At 54.2% G+C, this 19417-nt stretch carries 19 protein-coding genes; 9 read left to right on the forward strand and 10 right to left on the reverse strand.

The window, feature by feature from the left end:
* Positions 1-6 precede the first annotated feature (6 nt).
* From murC to mraZ, 10 genes are all read right to left on the reverse strand, one after another.
* Positions 7-1359 carry a UDP-N-acetylmuramate--L-alanine ligase gene (gene murC, locus ACTJIK_RS09725; protein WP_440646176.1) on the reverse strand — a complete coding sequence of 451 codons (1353 nt, stop codon included), beginning with the start codon at positions 1357-1359 and terminating at the stop codon, positions 7-9.
* Between the two features lie 13 nt (positions 1360-1372).
* Positions 1373-2467 (reverse strand): undecaprenyldiphospho-muramoylpentapeptide beta-N-acetylglucosaminyltransferase, encoded by a 1095-nt coding sequence (gene murG, locus ACTJIK_RS09730; RefSeq protein WP_440646177.1) that lies wholly within the window; start codon positions 2465-2467, stop codon positions 1373-1375.
* A gap of 19 nt (positions 2468-2486) precedes the next feature.
* Positions 2487-3653 (reverse strand): FtsW/RodA/SpoVE family cell cycle protein, encoded by a 1167-nt coding sequence (locus ACTJIK_RS09735; protein WP_440646178.1) that lies wholly within the window; start codon positions 3651-3653, stop codon positions 2487-2489.
* A gap of 18 nt (positions 3654-3671) precedes the next feature.
* Positions 3672-5006, reverse strand: coding sequence for a UDP-N-acetylmuramoyl-L-alanine--D-glutamate ligase (gene murD, locus ACTJIK_RS09740; protein ID WP_440646179.1), 1335 nt, complete (start codon positions 5004-5006; stop codon positions 3672-3674).
* Complete coding sequence (mraY, locus tag ACTJIK_RS09745; RefSeq protein ID WP_440646180.1) at positions 5006-6256, reverse strand: phospho-N-acetylmuramoyl-pentapeptide-transferase; 1251 nt, start codon at positions 6254-6256, stop codon at positions 5006-5008. The genes murD and mraY overlap by 1 nt, the downstream gene beginning before the upstream one ends.
* Before the next feature lie 20 nt (positions 6257-6276).
* Positions 6277-7743 (reverse strand): UDP-N-acetylmuramoyl-L-alanyl-D-glutamate--2,6-diaminopimelate ligase, encoded by a 1467-nt coding sequence (locus tag ACTJIK_RS09750; protein WP_440646181.1) that lies wholly within the window; start codon positions 7741-7743, stop codon positions 6277-6279.
* A 54-nt stretch (positions 7744-7797) separates the two neighbouring features.
* Positions 7798-9903, reverse strand: coding sequence for a penicillin-binding protein (locus ACTJIK_RS09755; RefSeq protein ID WP_440646182.1), 2106 nt, complete (start codon positions 9901-9903; stop codon positions 7798-7800).
* A gap of 28 nt (positions 9904-9931) precedes the next feature.
* A complete protein-coding gene (locus ACTJIK_RS09760; RefSeq protein ID WP_440646183.1) occupies positions 9932-10303 on the reverse strand; it encodes an FtsL-like putative cell division protein in 372 nt (123 codons plus the stop codon).
* Positions 10304-10383: 80 nt separating this feature from the next.
* Positions 10384-11292, reverse strand: a complete 909-nt coding sequence (gene rsmH, locus ACTJIK_RS09765; protein ID WP_440646184.1) for a 16S rRNA (cytosine(1402)-N(4))-methyltransferase RsmH — start codon at positions 11290-11292, stop codon at positions 10384-10386.
* Between the two features lie 10 nt (positions 11293-11302).
* On the reverse strand, positions 11303-11773 hold the full coding sequence (gene mraZ / locus ACTJIK_RS09770; RefSeq protein WP_440646185.1) for a division/cell wall cluster transcriptional repressor MraZ: 471 nt from the start codon (positions 11771-11773) through the stop codon (positions 11303-11305).
* 309 nt (positions 11774-12082) lie between these two features.
* Here mraZ and ACTJIK_RS09775 point away from each other — a divergent pair, with 309 nt between their 5' ends.
* From ACTJIK_RS09775 to ACTJIK_RS09815, 9 genes are all read left to right on the forward strand, one after another.
* Positions 12083-12916, forward strand: a complete 834-nt coding sequence (locus ACTJIK_RS09775; RefSeq protein ID WP_440646186.1) for an outer membrane protein assembly factor BamD — start codon at positions 12083-12085, stop codon at positions 12914-12916.
* A complete protein-coding gene (locus tag ACTJIK_RS09780) occupies positions 12885-13226 on the forward strand; it encodes a DNA-directed RNA polymerase subunit omega (protein ID WP_440646187.1) in 342 nt (113 codons plus the stop codon). The genes ACTJIK_RS09775 and ACTJIK_RS09780 overlap by 32 nt, the downstream gene beginning before the upstream one ends.
* A 75-nt stretch (positions 13227-13301) precedes the next feature.
* Positions 13302-14507 (forward strand): bifunctional phosphopantothenoylcysteine decarboxylase/phosphopantothenate--cysteine ligase CoaBC, encoded by a 1206-nt coding sequence (coaBC, locus tag ACTJIK_RS09785; protein ID WP_440646188.1) that lies wholly within the window; start codon positions 13302-13304, stop codon positions 14505-14507.
* The gene (locus tag ACTJIK_RS09790) at positions 14500-15423 is read left to right on the forward strand and encodes a DUF4835 family protein (RefSeq protein WP_440646189.1); all 924 of its coding nucleotides are present in this window, start codon (positions 14500-14502) and stop codon (positions 15421-15423) included. The genes coaBC and ACTJIK_RS09790 overlap by 8 nt, the downstream gene beginning before the upstream one ends.
* Before the next feature lie 9 nt (positions 15424-15432).
* Complete coding sequence (locus tag ACTJIK_RS09795) at positions 15433-15891, forward strand: DUF4296 domain-containing protein (protein WP_440646190.1); 459 nt, start codon at positions 15433-15435, stop codon at positions 15889-15891.
* Between the two features lie 20 nt (positions 15892-15911).
* Positions 15912-16604, forward strand: a complete 693-nt coding sequence (locus ACTJIK_RS09800) for a CoA transferase subunit A (protein WP_440646191.1) — start codon at positions 15912-15914, stop codon at positions 16602-16604.
* A 3-nt stretch (positions 16605-16607) separates the two neighbouring features.
* Positions 16608-17264, forward strand: coding sequence for a 3-oxoacid CoA-transferase subunit B (locus ACTJIK_RS09805; RefSeq protein WP_440646192.1), 657 nt, complete (start codon positions 16608-16610; stop codon positions 17262-17264).
* A 41-nt stretch (positions 17265-17305) separates the two neighbouring features.
* A complete protein-coding gene (locus ACTJIK_RS09810) occupies positions 17306-18109 on the forward strand; it encodes an aminotransferase class IV (RefSeq protein ID WP_440646193.1) in 804 nt (267 codons plus the stop codon).
* A 9-nt stretch (positions 18110-18118) separates the two neighbouring features.
* Positions 18119-19417 carry a cryptochrome/photolyase family protein gene (locus ACTJIK_RS09815; RefSeq protein ID WP_440646194.1) on the forward strand — a complete coding sequence of 433 codons (1299 nt, stop codon included), beginning with the start codon at positions 18119-18121 and terminating at the stop codon, positions 19415-19417.

The raw sequence follows: 19417 nt of genomic DNA on the forward strand, positions 1-19417 counted from the left end.
TTTTTGTCAGTTCAATATTTCAGTCAATGGTTCGCGCAGCAGGTCTATGTCTCCCGCGCCCGCGGTGATCAGCAATTCCGGCCGGTGGCTGCGGATCCAGTCCGGCACGGCGTTCCTTTCCAGGATGATCACTTCCGGCCCTTTGATCTTTCCCGCGATCATTTCGCTGGTCACGCCAGCTATCGGCAGTTCGCGCGCCGGGTATATGGGCAGCAGTATCACTTCGTCCGCCAGCGAAAGCGTTTCCCCGAAGCCTTCGGCAAAGTCGCGGGTGCGGGTGAAGAGATGCGGCTGGAAAATGACCGTGCACTTCTTTCCCCTGAAAAGGGTTTTGGCGCTGGTGATCAACGCCCGCAGCTCTTCCGGGTGATGCGCGTAATCGTCGATGTATACGATGCGGTCGTTTTTCACCAGGTAATCGAAGCGGCGGCGGATGCCTTTGAAGTCGCCCACTGCCGCGCGGATCTTTTCGTTGCTGATGCCCAGCAGGTGCGCTACGCCGATGGCCGCTACCGCGTTCTCCACGTTGTGCATGCCGCCCAGGTGCAGCTTTACGTTGTCTATGAGCCAGTCCTGCCGCACCACGTCGAACTCATAGCCGCCGTTTTCCATGCGGATATTGGTGGCGTAGATGTCTGCCGCATCATTCTGCAGGCTGTAGGTGATCCGGTGATCGCCTTTCAGCTCGGCGCCGCGGGGCAGGCCGTGCCTGGCGAGCAGGGTGCCGTTCGGCTTGATGTTGCCGCTGTACTGGATGAACGCCTCTTCCACGGCCTGTTCGGTGCCGTAGATGTCCAGGTGGTCCGGGTCCATGGCGGTGAGCACGGCAATATCCGGGCTCAGCTTCAGGAAGGAGCGGTCGTATTCATCGGCTTCAATAACTGCCACCGGTTTTTCGCTGCTCCAGAAATTTTTGCCGTAGTTGGAGCTGATACCGCCCAGGAAAGCGTTGCAGCCGTAGCCAGAATGGCGCAGCAGCTGCGCGATCATGGTGCTTACGGTGGTTTTTCCATGAGTGCCGGCCACGGTGATGGCGAACAGCTCGCGGGTGATCTCCTGGAGAACGTCGCTGCGTTTCACTACTTCGTAACCGTTTTCCCGGTAGAACACAAGTTCTTTCTGTGAAGCCGGGATGGCAGGTGTATACACCACCAGGTCCGCCGCGCGGTCTATCTGCTCCAGGTCTTCCGAATAATGAATGCGGATGCCTTCGGCTTCAAGCTGTTGCGTGAGCAGGGTGGAGGTACGGTCGTAACCGCTCACTGCCACGCCCTTCTCGTTGAAGAACCGTGCAATGGCGCTCATACCGATGCCGCCGATGCCTATAAAATAGATCCTATGTATCTTCTTTAGCTCCATCCGGGGATAAATATTATTTGATCAGTCCGAGCACGGCCCGGGCGATCGTCATATCTGCGTTTGCATTGCCCATCGGGGCAATGTTCGTTTCTAATTTTTCCATCAGCGCCTTGTTCTGCACCAGGCTGAGCGCTTCATTGGCCAGCCGGGTGAACGCTTCATCGTCTTTGATCATCAGCGCTGCCTGTTTATGTACTAGGCTGAGCGCGTTCTGCGTCTGGTGATCTTCGGCTGCGAACGGGTACGGCACGAAGATGGACGGTTTTTTCACCACGCAAAGCTCGGCAATGGCCAGGGCTCCCGCGCGGGAGATCACCGCATCGGCGGCTTTGTAGGCAAAGTCCATCACGTTGATGAAGTCGTACACTTTCACATGCGTGTTGAACGGCCCCGCGGCGGCTTTGGCCTGTTCGTAGTACAGTTTGCCGGTTTGCCAGATCAGCTGCACATCCTTGTTCACAAACTCCGCCAGGTGGGGGAGCAGCGCTTCGTTGATGGACTTTGCGCCCAGGCTGCCGCCAACGGCCAGTATGGTGGGTTTTCCCATCATCAGCCCGAAGTGGCGAAGCGCTTCGTCTTTCGTAACGGCGCTCTGCGTGATGGCGCCGCGAACGGGGTTGCCGGTGTAGAGGAGTTTTTCAGCGGGGAAGAACTTCTCCATCCCTTCGTACCCTGTGCATATTTTTTGTGCCTTGCGGCCGAGTATCTTGTTGCTTTTGCCGGCCCAGGAATTTTGTTCCTGTATCAGCGTGGGAATGCCCCTGCGCTGCGCCTGGCGCAGAACGGGGAAGCTGGCATATCCGCCAACGCCCACGGCCACATCCGGCTGGAAGCGGTTCAGCACGCCTTTTGCCTGGTTCAGGCTTTTCAGCAGCTTGAACGGCAGCAGCAGGTTCTTCAGCATGTTGCTGCGGTTGAAACCTGCTATCTCCAGGCCTTCTATCGGGTAACCCGCCTGCGGCACCTTTTCCATTTCCATTTTGCCCTTAGCGCCCACGAACAGGATGTCGATATCCGGCTCCAGCTTGCGGAGGGCATTGGCAATGGCAATGGCCGGGAAGATATGACCTCCTGTTCCGCCGCCTGCTATGATTACTTTATGTGCCAAATTCAAAAATATTATTCCTTTATGCGGCAACCGCAGGATTGGTAACCTCCTGCTTCGCGCCTATTTCTTCAACATTCCTTGATACGCTCAGAATGATGCCGATGGCAAGACTGGTGAATATCACCGATGATCCGCCCATACTTACCAGCGGCAGGGTGAGCCCTGTTACCGGCAGCAGGTGAACGTTCACCGCCATGTGCATCAGCGCCTGTATCACCAGCGTCACACTCAGGCCCAGGGCCAGGAATGCGCCGAAGGCATACGGACAGTTCTTAAAAATCCTTATACTTCGCAAGAGCAGGATCAGGTACGCGCCCAACACTAAAAAGGCGCCAAAGATACCATACTCTTCAAGAATAATTGCATAAATAAAGTCCGAATAAGGGTGCGGCAAAAAATTTCTCGCCGTACTGTTGCCCGGGCCTTTTCCCAGCGTTCCGCCGCCGGCAATGGCGATCATGGATTGCTGCACCTGGTAGGGCACGTCGCTGTCTTCGTTACTGAAAAAACTTTCAACGCGTTTCTCCCAGGTTTTGGTACGCCCTTCCATCCCGGTCACATTCGCCACCAGGAACATGAGCAATACCAGTACCATCGCGCCGCCTGCCATGCCGAGCAGGAACTTCAGCGGCACGCGGCCGATAAAGCAAAGCAGCATGCAGCTGGCACCCAGCAATAAAGCTGTACTCATGTTCGCAGGCATGATCAGCGCACAGATGATGCCTACGGGAACGATGATCGGGAGGAACCCTTTCCTGAAATCCGTGATCACCGCCTGCTTGCGGCTCAGCTGCCGGGACACGTACATGAACAGCGCCAGCTTCGCGATATCGGAAGTCTGGAACGTGAGGTTGATCACCGGCAGCCTGATCCAGCGGCTGGCGTCGTTCAGGTTGGAACCGAACGCCAGGGTATAGATCAGCAGCGGGATCGACACGAGGAACCCGATCTGCGCCACGCGTGAATAGATGGTGTAATTCACCCGGTGCGCGAAATAGATGATCAGGATGCCCAGTACGAGCACAGACAGCTGCTTGAACAGGTAATATTCCGTATGCCCGCTGTAAACGCGGTATGCCAAAGAGCCGGTTGAACTGTATACTGCCAACAAGCTTACTGCAGACAGGAAGAACACGATCGTCCAGATCACCTTGTCGCCTTTCGTCCTTTGAAGTAAGTTGTTCACGTTGTTCGTTTAAAATGATTAAAGTTCTCTCACTGCCTCCTTGAACTGGCGGCCTCTCTCTTCATAATTCTTGAAGAGGTCGAAGCTGGCGCAGGCGGGGGAAAGCAATACCACGTCGCCTTTGCTGGACAGCCTGAAGGCCGCTGCTACAGCGTCTTTCATGTTGTCTGTGTTCACCATTACTTCCATGTCTTTCGACAGGGCTTCGTGGATCGGGCGGTTATCTACGCCCAGGCAAACGATCGCTTTTACTTTTTCCCTCACCAGGTCGCGGATGGCGCTGTAGTCATTGCCTTTGTCCACACCGCCCATGATCAGTATCACGGGGCGTTCCATGCTTTCCAGCGCAAACCATACGGAATTGACGTTGGTAGCTTTGCTGTCGTTGATAAAGTCCACACCGCGCACAGTAGCTACGTATTCCATCCGGTGCTCCAGGCTTGAGAAAGTGCTGAGGCTTTCGCGGATCTTTTCTTTCCGTATATCCATTGTGCGGCCTGCTATGCCTGCTGCCATTGAGTTATATAAGTTATGCTTACCTTTTAAAGCCAGGTCGTACATAGACATAATTACCGGTTCATCCTTCACCTGAATGTTCAGCTGGTCGTTTGCTATAAATCCTCCTTCGTTCAATGGTTCCATAATGCTAAAAGGTATTGGTTCTGAAAAAATGGGTTTCGATGCTAAATGTTTCCTGATCTCAGGATCGTCTTTACAATAAATAAAATAATCTTCCTTCGTTTGATTCATGGCTATGCGGAATTTCGACGCCACATAGTTCTCCATTTTATAATCGTAGCGGTCCAGGTGATCGGGCGTGATGTTCAGCAGGATCGCCACATCCGGCTTGAATTCCACGATATCGTCCAGCTGGAAGCTGCTGATCTCGATGATGTAATAATCCGCGGGCTCCGTGGCCACCTGCCTGGCATAACTCACTCCAATGTTTCCTACCAGCGCGGCGTTCAGCCCGGCGGTGCGGAAAATGTGGTGGGTGAGCGCCGTGGTGGTGCTTTTCCCGTTACTTCCCGTGATGGCAATGATCTTTTTATCCTTACTGAAGCGCCAGGCCAGCTCTATCTCCGATATCACCGGCACCCCGCGCTCCCGCACTTTCTTCATCAGCTCGCTTTTTTCCGGTATGCCCGGGCTCTTCACTATTTCATCCGCACCGAGTATAATGTCCCAGGAATGATGGCCTTCCTCGAAAGGAATATGGTTCACCGCCAGTTCCTGTTTATAAATGTCCTTTACCTGCCCGCCGTCCGACACAAAAACGTCGAACCCTTGTTTTTTCCCCAGCAGGGCCGCACCTATTCCGCTTTCTCCGGCACCAAGTATAACGAGTCGCATTATCTCATTTTTAAAGTGGCGATTGCAAATACCACGCACATCACGGTCACGATCCAGAAACGCACAGCTATCTTGCTTTCATGGTAGCCGAGCTTCTGGTAATGGTGGTGCAGCGGGCTCATGAGGAACACGCGGCGGCCTTCTCCATACTTCCTTTTCGTGTATTTGAAATAAGTGACCTGTATCATCACGCTGAGGCTTTCCACGAAGAATACGCCGCAGATGAGGGGCAGCAGCAGCTCTTTCCGCACAATGATCGCCAGGGAAGCGATGATGCCGCCCAGGGCAAGACTGCCGGTATCGCCCATGAAGACCTGCGCCGGGTAAGCGTTGTACCAGAGGAAACCAACGCAGGCGCCCACGAACGCGGCGATGAAGATGGACAGCTCGCCGAGGTTCGGGATGTACATGATGTTCAGGTACTCCGCCAGCAGGATGTTGCCGCTCACATACGCAAATATGCCCAGCCCGATGCCGATCACGGCCGAAACGCCCGTTGCCAGCCCGTCCAGCCCGTCCGTCAGGTTTGCGCCGTTGGAAACGGCCACGATGATCACGATCACGATGAGGATGTACAGCAGGTAAGTGTATTTCTCCGCACCGGGTATCCAGGAGATCAGCTTCGCGTAGTTGAACTCATGATTTTTTACGAAAGGGATGGTGGTGATGGGCGTTTTCACGTCCACGAACTTATGCCCGTCTTCGGTGATCCTTTCAGTGCTGCTGATCACCCTTTCGTAAGGCGCCAGCTTTTTGCCGGTCATCACCTCGCGCGACATCACCACGTTGTCGTTGAAATACAGCGTAGTGCCGATGATCAGCCCCAGGCCTACCTGGCCGAGGATCTTGAACTTGCCCGCGAGGCCTTCTTTATTTTTCTTGAATACCTTGATGTAGTCGTCGATAAACCCGATGAGGCCCAGCCAGATGGTGGAGAGCAGTATCAGGAGGATATACACGTTCATCACCCGGGCAAACAGCAGGGTGGGGATCACGATGGCGGAAAGGATGATGAGGCCGCCCATGGTGGGAGTGCCTTTTTTGGTTTGTTCGCCCGCCAGGCCCAGGTCGCGGATGGTTTCGCCGATCTGCTTGCGCTGCAGGTAATGCACGATCCTTTTACCGAGCAGTAATGAGATCACGAGAGACAGCAATAACGCCATCGTAACGCGGAACGTGATGTACTGCCACATTCCGGTGCCGGTGTAGTTGAATTCTGTTTTGAGATAGTTGAAAAGATAGTATAACATATATAACGGTCGTGATCTGATTATTTTTCTAAAAGGTTGAATATCTCTATCAATACCTGTTTATCGTCGAACGGGTGTTTTACTCCTTTGATCTCCTGGTATTTTTCATGGCCTTTCCCGGCCACGAGAATGATATCTTCCTGCTGCGCGAAGCTCACCGCTGTTTTGATGGCTTCTTTGCGGTCGGCAATGGAAATGGTTTTGCGGCGCTGATGCACAGCTACGCCTGTTTCCATCTGCCGGATGATCTCCTGCGGGTCTTCCGAGCGGGGATTGTCCGAGGTGAATATCACCCGGTCGCTGTGTTCCGCCGCCACCTGGCCCATCACGGGACGTTTGGCCGTGTCCCTGTCGCCGCCGCAGCCTACCACGGTAATGATCTGCTCATGGCCTTCGCGGAGGTTCTTGATGGTGGCGAGCACATTCAGCAGGGCGTCCGGCGTATGTGCATAATCCACGATGCCGATCACGCGGAGGTTTTTGGAAACGATGTAATCGAAGCGGCCTTCGGCGCCCTGTATATCGCTGAGGGCGGCCAGCACTTCGTCTTTATCTTTACCCAGCAGCACGGCCGAGCCGTAAACTGCCATCAGGTTGTATGCGTTGAACTCGCCGATAAGCCGGAAGTGCACTTCCCTTTCGCCTGCCAGCATAACGAGGCCGGTAAGGTTGTTTTCCAGGATCTTACCTTTGAAATCCGCCATGGTGCGAAGGCTGTAAGTGGCCTTGTGCGCTTTGGTGTTCTGCAGCATCACGGTGCCGCGTTTGTCGTCCAGGTTGGTGAGGGCGAACGCGGTGGCGGGAAGACTGTCGAAGAAAGCTTTTTTGACCCGGATGTATTCGTCGAATGTTTTATGATAGTCCAGGTGATCGTGCGTGATATTGGAAAATATGCCCCCGGCGAACTTCAGTCCCGCGATCCTCTGCTGGTGTACGGCGTGGGAGCTTACTTCCATGAAGGCGTAATCGCAGCCCTGCGCTACCATGTCGGCCAGCAGGGCATTCAGGCTCACGGGGTCGGGCGTGGTATGCGTGGCGGGAATGATATTGTCCCCGATCTGGTTCTGCACGGTGCTCAGCAGGCCGCAGGTGTGGCCCAGGCGGGTGAACAGCCTGAACAGCATGGTGGCGATGGTTGTTTTGCCGTTGGTGCCGGTTACGCCTACCAGCTTCAGCTGATGGGAAGGGTTGTCGTAGAAGTTGCCTGCCATTACGCCGGCGGCCTGGTGGCTGTTGGCGACCTGTACATAACAAACATCCGGCGAAATAGTGTCAGGCACGGTTTCGCAGATAACGGCGGCAGCTCCCTGGCCAATGGCCCTGGAGATGAAGTCGTGCCCGTCTGCCGCCAGGCCGCGGATGGCAATGAAAGCATCGCCCGGCCTGATCTGGCGGGAATCTATATGCAGGGCGTGAATGGCAATGTCGTTATTGCCGAGCACCTGCACGATGTTTACATTGTATAATATTTCCCGCAGCGTTTTCATCAGTTCTTATTCGTCTTTTTATTTGCCTGATGGGGTCTTGCGACCTCATCTCTATTAGCTTAACTCTATAATAATCGTCTGTTCCTTTCCAATGCTGGTACCTCCGGGCAGTGACTGGCTGGTCACATTGCCAGCTCCTTTGATCACTACGCGCAGTCCCGCATTTTCCAGGAGGTAAAGCGCGTCTTTCAATCCCATGCCCTTCACATCCGGCACAGTGCCTGATGCGGCTTTGATCGGTTCGAAGCTGAGCTTGTTGCCTTCAATAGCTGCGCTTACCCAGTTGGATGCCGTGAGGCTTCCCTGCCAGGGCAGGTTGAGCGCGCGGGCCACGCTGCGCCATTCGCTGCCTTTGCCGTTCTTGATAGCCATCAGCGTATCCAGGCCGCCGGCCTGCTGCACGGGCATCGGCTTCTGCACGGCCAACGCATATAATTTATCCGCCACTTCCCTGAACACGGGGCCTGCAACAGTACCGCCATAGAACTTGGCCGCATGCGGTTTGTTCTTGATCACTACCACGCAGGTGTACTGCGGATCATCTGCCGGGAAATAACCGGCGAAAGAGGACTGGTAGATCTTGTCCACATAACCGCGGTTGCCGTTGGCTACCAGCGCGGTGCCTGTTTTGCCGGCAAAGCGGTAATAAGGCGTTTGCAGTTTGGCGGCTGTGCCGTTCAGCACCACGCCTTCGAGCATATCTTTCAGGTGCTTGAGCGTACGGGCGGAGCAAACGCTGTCCAGCAGCACTACCGGCTCAAACTGTTTCACCGGCTGGCCGTATTCCATGACGCTGTTCACCAGGTAAGGCTTCATCATTTTGCCGTTGTTGGCCACGGCGTTGTACAGCATGGCCGTTTGCAGCGGGCTTTGCAGCACTTCGTACCCGAAGGCCATCCAGGGCAGGGTAACGGCGCTCCAGCTCTTGTTCTCCGTGGTTTTGATGCGCGGCGTGCCTTCGCCTACGAGATCGATGCCGGTCGGTTTGTCCAGGTGCAGCCTTTTCAGGTGGGCGGAGAAATCGTTCGGTTTCTTATAATAATATTGGTAGGCGAGCTTTGCCATACCCACGTTGGAACTGCGTTCGAACGCCTTTTTAACGGTCACGGTGGTGAAGTGGTGAGGTTCGGAATCATACACCACGCGGCGGTTGATGGGCCAGCGGCCATAGTTCAGGTCCACCATGGAATTGGGGGTTACAAAACCGTCTTCCAGCAGCGCGATCATGGTAGCCAGCTTGAAGGTGGATCCGGGCTCGCCTACGTGGAGGGCATAGTTCTGGTCTTCCCAGTAGCTGCCGTCTTTCTGGCGGCCAAGGTTGGCAATGGCTTTAACCTTGCCTGTCTTCACTTCCATGAGGATGCAGGTACCGTGTTCCGCTTCGTTGGAGATCATCATTTTCATGAGGGCGTTCTCTGCGATGTCCTGCATATTCACGTCCAGGGTGGTGATGATGTCTTTGCCGTTTTCCGGTTCAATATCGTAGCCTTCCACGGGCATGTAGGTGCCGCCGGCGATGCGGCGCATGAGGCGTTTGCCGGTCACGCCGCTGAGGTTTTCGTCGTAGGTCCTTTCCAGGCCCACGTTCTGCGCGTTTTCGCGGGAAAGGCCGATGGTGCGGTTGGCGAGGAGCTTGAAGGGGTTGATGCGTTTATTTTTCGTTTCAACGATCAGGCCGCCCTTGTTGCGCCCGAGGCGGAAAATGGGGAAGGTGCGGAGCTGCTGGTATTCGTCGAAGCGGATGTTGCGTTTCAGTAAAAAATAGCGGTCCTTTTCCTTGAACCCTTCTTTCAGCAGTTTTTTGTAGGCTGCCGCAGATTTGTCCATGAAAAGTTCCGCCAGGCGGGTGGAGAGGGAATCTACGTTTTCTTCGGTGAAGGCGGGCTTCTTCTGGTCGCGCAGCCCGTCTGCCCCGAAGTCTATCCTGATATCGAAATAGGGGATGGATGTGGAAAGCATGCGGCCTTCTTCGGAATAGATGGTGCCGCGGTCGGCATCCAGGTCCATGAACTCGGTGTGCAGGCTGTCTGACATGCTGCGCCAGTAATCGCCCTGGATGTGCTGGATAAAGAAGACCCTGCCGAGGATAGCCACAGCAAAAACGCCCATGCCAATGAGGCAAAGATATGCTCGCCATAGTATGTCCTTCTTGATCTCCATGCCGGGTTAGTCAGTATCGTTTAATTTGTTATTCCTCGGTTTTCGCTTCTTTCACTTCAATGCGCTGCGGCGGGGTGCTCAGTTCTTTCAGGCCCAGCGGCTCCACGGCTTTGCTCACTTCGCTCAGTTTGCTGCGGAACATCAGTTCGCTTTTCACGCTGAGGTATTCCCATTTCAGTTCCTTGATCTCGCGGCTCAGCTTGTTGATGCGGCGTACTTTCTTTTCCGCGAGGTGACTGTTGGCGATGTACACCAGCGCAATCACGGCGAGGAACAGCAGGAACGGAAGGTTCCTGGTGATCAGCTGGTAGTTGATCCGCAGGCGCCATTCTTTCCTGGGCTCCCGGGGAAGATCCTCCGGGATCAAGTCTTCCTGTATATGCTTTTCTTCTTGCTGCAACGCTTACAAGTTTAACGACAGTTTATCCGCAATAATTTTTTCTCGGTGATCAGGGGATAGGATGGAAGTAACAGTAACGGCTATATCTTTTCGGCGACCCTTAATTTGGCGCTCCTGCTTCGCGGGTTGGCCCGCAATTCCGTTTCACCAGCCGTTACGGGCTTTTTAGTGATCAGCTTGAACAGTTTGGGCGGGGTTTCAAAGCTGTACGGGTTCTCATCCGCTGCTTCGAAGGCGCCTGCCTTCATGTAGTTCTTCACCAGCCTGTCTTCCAGCGAATGGAAGGTGATGATGGCCAGTTTGCCGCCCGGCTTCAATACCTGCGACGATTGTGTGAGCAGGTCTTTGAGGGCGCCCAGTTCATCGTTTACCGCTATCCGCAGGGCCTGGAAGACCTGTGCGAGGTATTTTGCGGGGTTGCCTTTCACGATAGGCTGTATGAGTGATTTGAATTCGCCGATGGTCCGTAAAGGATGCGCTTTCCGCAGCTGTACGATCGTTTTAGCCAGGGTACGGGAGTTGGTCACTTCGCCGTAGTCCTGGAAGATCTGGTGCAGGTGTTGCTCGGAGTACGTCTGGAGCACATCCGCGGCGGTCAGGCTGTTGCGCGTGTCCATCCGCATGTCCAGGTTCCCGTCGAACCGGGTGGAAAACCCCCTGGCCCCTGTGTCGAACTGGTGGGAGGAAACCCCGAGGTCCGCCAGCAGCCCGTCTGCTTCCAGCGCCTTATGCAGCTTCAGGAAGCGGTGCAGGTGCCGGAAATTCTCCCGCACGAAGGTCACCCGCTCATCCACGATCCGGTTGCGGTAGGCGTCCTCATCCTGGTCGAACACTATCAGCCTGCCCTGCGGGCCCAGCTTTTCCAGGATGGCCCTGGAATGACCGCCCCCGCCGAACGTCGCGTCCACATAGGTCCCGTCTGCACGGATATCCATATTGGCCACCACTTCGTGAAGGAGAACGGGCAGATGATACTGAGAAGGTTCCATATGCGCCGTTTTACAATCCAAGGTTTGGCCCGTCGCCCCCCGTCATTACCTGTTGTGCCAGGCTGCTAAAGGATTCCGGTGAAAAATTATCAAAGAACTCCTGGTATTTCTGTTTGTCCCAGATCTCAATTTTGTTGTTGGCCGCCGTGAGCACAATGTCCTTGTCCAGCCCGGCATGCGCCATCAGGTTCTTGGGGATGTTCAGCCTGCCTGCACTGTCCAGCTCCAGGATGGTGGCCCCGTTCAGAAAATAGCGGCGGAATTCCCTAACTTTCGGGTCAAAATCATTCAGCTTGCCGATCTTCTCCTGGATAGGTTGCCACTCGTTCATCGGGTACAACGTCAGACATTTCTCAAACCCACGGTTCAGCACGAACTGGTTACCCGCACTTTCTGCGATCTGCCGTTTAAAACCGGCAGGGAGCAGGAAGCGCCCTTTCGCGTCCAGCGTTGCTTCATATTCACCTAAAAATCCTGTCATGCTGAGTTTTAGTACCTGATTTCCATTTTCTAACACAAAATAACACTTTTTCCCACTTTTAACCGAAAAAATGTATTATATATTTTTTCCACAGGAGCATAATGCCTGCAAGACCGGCTTTGAAGGGTATGGATTCAGGCGGGATGTGAATAGATGTGAGTTGTGTGTGGATAAAATGTGGACAATGTGAATAAAAATGTTGACAACCCCGGAAAGGCTCATTTTCACCATTTTTGCAAAATTTTAACTGCCGCTTTCTTCTTTACTACCGTTATTTGCTTTTAATTCGTACCTTTGCGATTCTTTTTTATGAGGAAAATTCTCTTATATACCGGCCTGCTGGCCCTTATCATCGGCTCCGTCTCCTGTAACAGGGAATTGCGGAGGATCGAAAAAAGCAACGACCTGGAAAAGAAACTTGCGTACGCCGACAAGATGTACGAAAAGAAAAAATACCAGATGGCGCAGACTTTATACGAGGAGATGATCCCCATTTTCAAAGGCACCGACAAGTTCGAAGGCCTGTATTACAAATATGCCTACTGCTCTTTCTACCTGAAAGACTATACCCAGGCCGCTTTCCATTTCAAAAACTACCTGGAAGCGCTGCCCAGCAGCCCCCGGGCCATGGAGATCGACTACCAGCAGGCTTATTGTTATTACAAGCTCTCACCTAAAGTGCCGCTGGACCAGACCAGCAGCATGAAAGCCATCGCTGCCATGCAGACCTTCATCAACACCTATCCCAATTCCGAGAAAGCCGCGGAAGCCAATGTGGTGATAGACCTGCTGAGAAGGAAGCTGGAACAGAAAGAGTTTAACGCCGCCGAACTGTACTATAATCTCGGCCATTACAAAGCCGCCGGCGTGAGCTTCAAAAGCCTGATGAGGGCCTACCCCGATTCAGAAAAAAGCGACAGCTACAAGTACATGGCCATCAAAAGCTATTACCTGTACGCCAAAAACAGCGTTTATTACAAACAGAAAGAACGCTACGAAACCGTTTTAACCGAGTACCTGGAGTTCTCAGACCGCTACCCGACCAGCAAACTGAAGCCAGATGCCGAAAAATACTTTACCTTAGCAAAAAATAACATCAAATCCCTGGAAAATGAGCAAACTAAAGAGAAGTCTAACCAGTAGCATAAACCCCTGGGTAGAAACCAGGAACACCACCGATATCAAGAACAGGACCGGTAACCTGTACGAGTCGATTGCCATTATTGCCAAAAGGGCAAACCAGATCAATATTACCGTAAAGGAAGAGCTGCATTCCAAACTGGAAGAGTTCGCCAGCCATACGGACAACCTGGAAGAAGTGCATGAGAACAAGGAGCAGATCGAGATCTCACGTTTTTACGAAAGACTGGCCAATTCAGCCATCCAGGCTACCAACGAGTTCCTGGACAACAAAATTTACTTCCGTAAGAACGACGACGATCTGTACAGCTGATCCTCATCGGTTATCGAAAAAATATTACCTTCATAGCGGCAGAATGTATCGTTCTGCCGCTTTTGTTTTGCCACCATGTTACAAGGGAAAAAAATTCTATTGGGCGTATCCGGCAGCATCGCGGCTTATAAAGCAGCCCTGCTCGTGCGCCTGCTCGTAAAGGAAGGCGCCCAGGTGAAGGTGATCATGACCCCCTCCGCCTGCGATTTCATCACCCCGCTCACCCTTTCCACCCTCTCTAAGAACGAAGTAGGCGTGCACGTCAGCGAAAACGGCAGCTGGAGCAACCACGTAATGCTCGGCCGCTGGGCGGACGTAATGCTCATCGCCCCCGCTTCCGCCAATACCATCGCCAAAATGGCCGGCGGCATCTGCGACAACCTGCTGCTGGCGGTATACCTTTCCGCCACCTGCCCGGTATTGTTCGCCCCCGCCATGGACGAGGATATGTGGCTGCACCCTGCCACCAAAGGCAATGTGGCCAAACTGCTCAGTTATGGCAACCGCCAGCTGCCCGTTCACCGCGGAGAGCTGGCCAGCGGCCTGTTCGGCGAAGGCCGCATGGCAGAGCCGGAAGCCATTGTGTCTTTCCTGTATTCCTTTTTCCAGGAACCGGTAAAGGAAATGCCGCTCAAAGGCAAGACCGCCCTGGTGTCTGCCGGGCCCACCCAGGAACCGATAGACCCGGTGCGTTTTATCAGCAACCATTCCAGCGGTAAAATGGGCATCGCGCTCGCGGAAGCCCTGGCCGCCGCAGGCGCCGCAGTACAGCTGGTGCTGGGCCCCACGCCGCTTTCCACCCTTCACCCCGGCATCACCGTTTCCCGCGTGGTGACCGCCGCCGATATGTTCGACCGTTGCACGGCACTGGCCCCGCAATCGGACATTATCGTGATGGCCGCCGCCGTGGCCGATTACAGGCCGCGCAATGTGGCGGATAAAAAGATCAAGAAGAAGGATGATGATATGAACCTGGAGCTGGAAAAAACGGCGGACATCGCCCGCACCATCGGCGGCAGCAAAAAGAACGGCCAGCTGCTGGTAGGGTTTTCACTGGAAACCAACAACGAAAAGGAGTATGCGCTGAAGAAGCTGAACGACAAGAACATGGATATGGTAGTGCTCAACTCCCTCAACGATCCCGGCGCAGGTTTTAATTTCGACACCAATAAAGTGACACTGCTCCGCCGCGACGGCCAGGAGCAGGCGTTGCCCCTGCAATCCAAGCAGGACGTGGCGCATACCATCGTAAAGGCTATAATCGAATTGCAACATGCTTAGAAAGATTCTGTTTTCCTGCCTATGCCTGTTAACCTGCTTCGTATCAGCAGAGGCCCAGGAACTTCGCGCCAATGTGACCGTTCAGCCTGGCCCGCAATTGGGGAACAGTACGGACCGGAGAGTGTTTTCCACGCTGCAGACGGCCATGGCGGAGTTCATCAACAACCGCCGCTGGTCCGACGATGCATACGCCCCCGGCGAAAGGATAGAATGCAACTTCATGCTGAACGTGACCCAGGCGCTGGGCAACAATACCTATAAAGCATCGCTTACCATACAGGCCGCACGCCCGGTCTTCAATTCCTCCTACAATTCCAGCATCCTCAACATACAGGACCCCAACGTCGTGTTCCAGTACGTAGAGTTCCAGCCACTGGAATTCAACGAGCAGCGCATCGTGGGCAACAACCCGCTCGCATCCAATCTCACCGCCATCCTCGCGTTCTACAACTACGTCATCATCGGCCTCGACGCCGATTCTTTTTCACCCCGCGGCGGTGACGTTTTCTTTAAAAAAGCCCTTAATATTGTGAATAATGCGCCCGACGGGAAAGATATTTCCGGCTGGAAAGCATTTGAAGGCAACAGGAACCGCTACTGGATACAGGACAACCTGCTGAACGTGAAGTTCAGCCGCTTTCATGACGTGATGTACCAGTATCACCGCCTTGGCCTGGATATGATGTACGAGGACGTGAACAAGGGCCGCGCCGCGATCATGAACTGCCTGAACATGCTCATGGGCATTCATGAGGAGCTGCCCAATTCCATGATCGTGCAGGCATTTTTCCTTGCCAAAAGCGACGAACTGATGAAAGTCTTTTCCAAAGCGCCGCCGCAGGAAAAAGTGAGGGCAGGGCAGCTGCTTTCCACGCTGGACGTGCCGAACGCCAATAAATATCAGCAATTAAGATAAATGAAGAACATGCGAAAAACGGCCGTGATATTACTGACAGGCCTGATGCTGGCTTGCGGCAATGCAGACCGCACGCCTTCGGACGTGCTGCCGAGAGATAAGATGCGGGATGTTTTGCTGGATATGAATTACGCCGAGGTATGGGGTCGCGACCAGCAGATGGACACCTTGCTGGTGCCTGATTCCGTGAAGGAGCAGCGGGTGAAGACCTACTACAGCCAGGTGCTTCAGCTGCACGGCATTACCCGCGAGGAGTTCTCCCGCAGCTACAAGTTCTATGAAGCGCACCCGGACCGGCTGGAGATCATCTACAAAGAAATGGGCGAGATCGTGAAGCGCAAGCGCGAAGTGATGGACTCCACCGAACGCGAGCAGCGCGAGCGCGAAGCCAGGGCCGCAGGCGGCCGCACCCGCCGCGATTCGCTGTTCTGGCCCAGCTCAGACAGTCTGAAACTGATATTACCCTGATCCTGATATAACACCAAAACATGAAGAAATTAGTTGCTAACGCCGATGAAGCCATCGCCGGGATAACCGACGGCGCGACCCTGATGCTGGGCGGTTTTGGTCTTTGCGGCATTCCTGAAAACTGCATTGCGGCGCTCGTCCGCAGCGGCGCCAAAGAGCTGACCTGCATCTCCAACAATGCAGGGGTAGATGACTTCGGCCTGGGCCTCCTGCTCAAAACAAGGCAGATCAAAAAGATGATGTCTTCGTACGTAGGCGAAAACGCCGAGTTCGAAAGGCAGCTGCTTTCCGGCGAGCTGGAAGTGGACCTCATTCCCCAAGGCACGCTGGCCACGCGTATCGCGATGGCGGGCATGGGCATACCCGCATTTTTTACCCCCGCAGGTTTCGGGACCGAAATAGCGGAAGGCAAAGAAACGCGCAACTTCAATGGGAAGGATTACCTGATGGAACTGGCGCTGCATGCGGATTTTTCCATCGTAAAAGCCTGGAAAGGCGATACCATGGGCAACCTCGTGTTCCGGAAAACCACCCGCAACTTCAGCACTTCCATGGCCAAAGCGGGACGCATCACGATCGCCGAAGTGGAGCAGCTCGTGCAGCCCGGCGAGCTGGACCCCGACGCCATACATGTGCCCGGCATTTATGTGCACCGCATTTTCCAGGGCGGCAATTATGAGAAACGCATTGAACGTAAAACCGTAAAAATCTGACACATGGCGCTCGACAAATATGGCATTGCCAAACGTATAGCACAGGAATTGCGCGACGGGATGTATGTGAACCTCGGCATAGGCATACCGACATTAGTGTCCAACTTCGTGCCCGCGGGCATTTCCATTATGCTGCAAAGCGAAAACGGCATGCTGGGCATGGGGCCTTACCCGACGGAGGAGGAGATGGATGCGGACCTGATCAATGCCGGTAAAGAAACCGTGACCGTGCTGCCCGGCGGCGCGTTCTTCGATTCGGCGGAAAGCTTTGGCATGATACGCGCAGGCAAGGTGGACCTTACCGTGCTGGGTGCCATGGAAGTGGCAGACAACGGCGACATTGCCAACTGGAAAATACCCGGCAAAATGGTGAAAGGCATGGGCGGCGCCATGGACCTGGTGGCTTCGGCGAAGAACATTATCGTGGCCATGATGCATACCAATCCCAAAGGCGAAAGCAAGCTGCTGCCCCAATGCACGCTGCCCCTTACCGGCGTGCGCTGCGTTAAAAAAATAGTGACCGAACTGGCGGTGCTGGACGTAACGGACCATGGCTTTAAATTGCTGGAACGGGCTCCTGGCGTAACTGTTGAAGAAATAAAAGCTAAAACCGCGGGCCGGCTGATAGTTGAGGGAGATGTTCCTGAAATGATTTTATAATCGTAACTTTCAGTATGCAATTGTGTTATAACGGAAAATTCATGGCGGGAGATAAACCGTTGCTGACCGTGGATAACCGCAGTTTCAGGTACGGCGACGGATGTTTTGAAACCATGAAAGTGTATCAGGGGCAACTGTTGTTGGCAGATCTACATTTCGAGAGACTGATCGCCAGTTTGCATCTTCTGCATTTTCACATACCCGCGCACTTTACGAAAGATTATTTTACAGGCCTTATCAGGGAGCTATGCCGCCTCAACAGCGTCAGCGAACTTGCGCGTGTGCGCCTTACCGTTTGGAGGGCGGGCACCGGGCTGTACGATCCTGTGGACCATACCCCTCACTTCATCATTCAAAGCTGGGAACTGCCCGAGCATATATTCGAGCTGAACTCCACCGGCCTGCTGCTGGACGTGTTCCCTGACGCAGTGAAAAGCTGCGACAAGATTTCCAGCGTCAAATCCAATAACTGCCTGCCATATGTGCTGGCCGCGCTGTACGCCAAAGAGCACCATGTAAACGAAACCGTGCTGCTCAATCAGAACGGCCGTGTGGCGGATACCACGATCGCCAATATTTTCATCGTACGCGACAACAAGGTGTACACCCCGCCGCTCACCGAAGGCTGCGTATGCGGAGTGATGCGGAAATACCTGCTGCAAAAGGAATTGCCCTTCAGTATAACGGAACAGCCGCTTAGCCTGAAGGACCTGCAATATGCGGACGAGATTTTCCTGACCAATGCCATTTACGGTATCCGCTGGGTAGGCCGCTTCCGCAACAGCAGTTATGGCAACGCCACGTCCGCCATCCTGCATGAAATGCTGTACGAATCCATGCTTTAAAGGTTGTTCATGAAAGTAGTATTATGCTGGCTGCGCAGAGACCTCCGCCTGCACGATCATGCCGCGCTTTACCACGCGCTGCGCAGTGGCAGGCCGGTGGTACCGGTCTTTGTTTTCGATACCAATATCCTCCATGACCTGGAAGACAAGGCGGACCGCCGTGTGCAGTTCATTCATGACGCGCTTGCCCGCATGCAGGCAACGCTGGAAGCAGCAGGCAGCACCCTGCATGTGTTTCACGGCAGTCCGCAGGAAGCTTTCCGGTACTGGGCCGGCCATTATGATATTGCGGCCGTATACACGAACCACGACTATGAACCTTATGCCCGCCAGCGCGATACCGCGGTGGCAGAGCAGCTCCGGGCGCTGAACATCGGATTCCACACTTATAAAGACCAGGTTATTTTCGACAGGAAGGAAGTGCTGAAAGATAACGGTGAGCCCTACACTATGTTCACTCCTTACAGCCGTAAATGGAAATCGAAGCTGGATGCGTTCCAGCTGAAGCCGTACCCCGTTGAAGTATATAAACAGCATTTCCACCGCCAGCCCGCCATACCTGTTCCCGCACTGGAAAACCTAGGCTTCATACCCACAGCGCGCAACTTTCCGCCGGGCGACGCAGAAGATGCGCTCATCCGGCATTACGACCAGACGCGTGATTTCCCAGCGCAGCACGGCACCAGCCGGCTCAGCGTGCACCTGCGTTTCGGTACGGTGAGCATCCGCCGGTTGGCCGCAAGGGCAAAGGGGTTGAATGAAATTTTCCTGAATGAGTTGATCTGGCGCGAGTTCTATCAGATGATCCTCTGGCATTTCCCGCATGTGGTAAGCGGCTCGTTCAGGAGGGAATACGACAACATCCAATGGCGCAACAACGAAAAAGAATTTGAGCTGTGGTGTGAGGGCCAAACCGGCTACCCTATTGTAGATGCGGGCATGAGGGAATTGAATGCGACAGGGTTCATGCACAACCGCGTGCGGATGATCACCGCCAGTTTTTTGACCAAACATTTGCTGGTGGACTGGCGTTGGGGCGAGGCTTATTTCGCCAAAAAACTCCTGGACTACGACCTTGCCGCCAACAACGGCGGCTGGCAATGGGCTGCGGGCAGCGGCTGCGATGCAGCGCCTTACTTCAGGGTGTTCAACCCCATGCTGCAGGCGCAGCGGTTCGATAAAGACGGCGCATATATCCGCCGGTGGGTGCCGGAAATAGATGAATTAACTTATCCTTTGCCAATGGTCTCGCACGAAGCTGCGCGGAAACGCGCGCTGGAAACGTATGCGAAGGCGTTGAAGAAATAG

It is taken from the genome of Chitinophaga sp. 22620, from assembly GCF_052044405.1.
In the GTDB taxonomy this organism is placed as follows: domain Bacteria; phylum Bacteroidota; class Bacteroidia; order Chitinophagales; family Chitinophagaceae; genus Chitinophaga.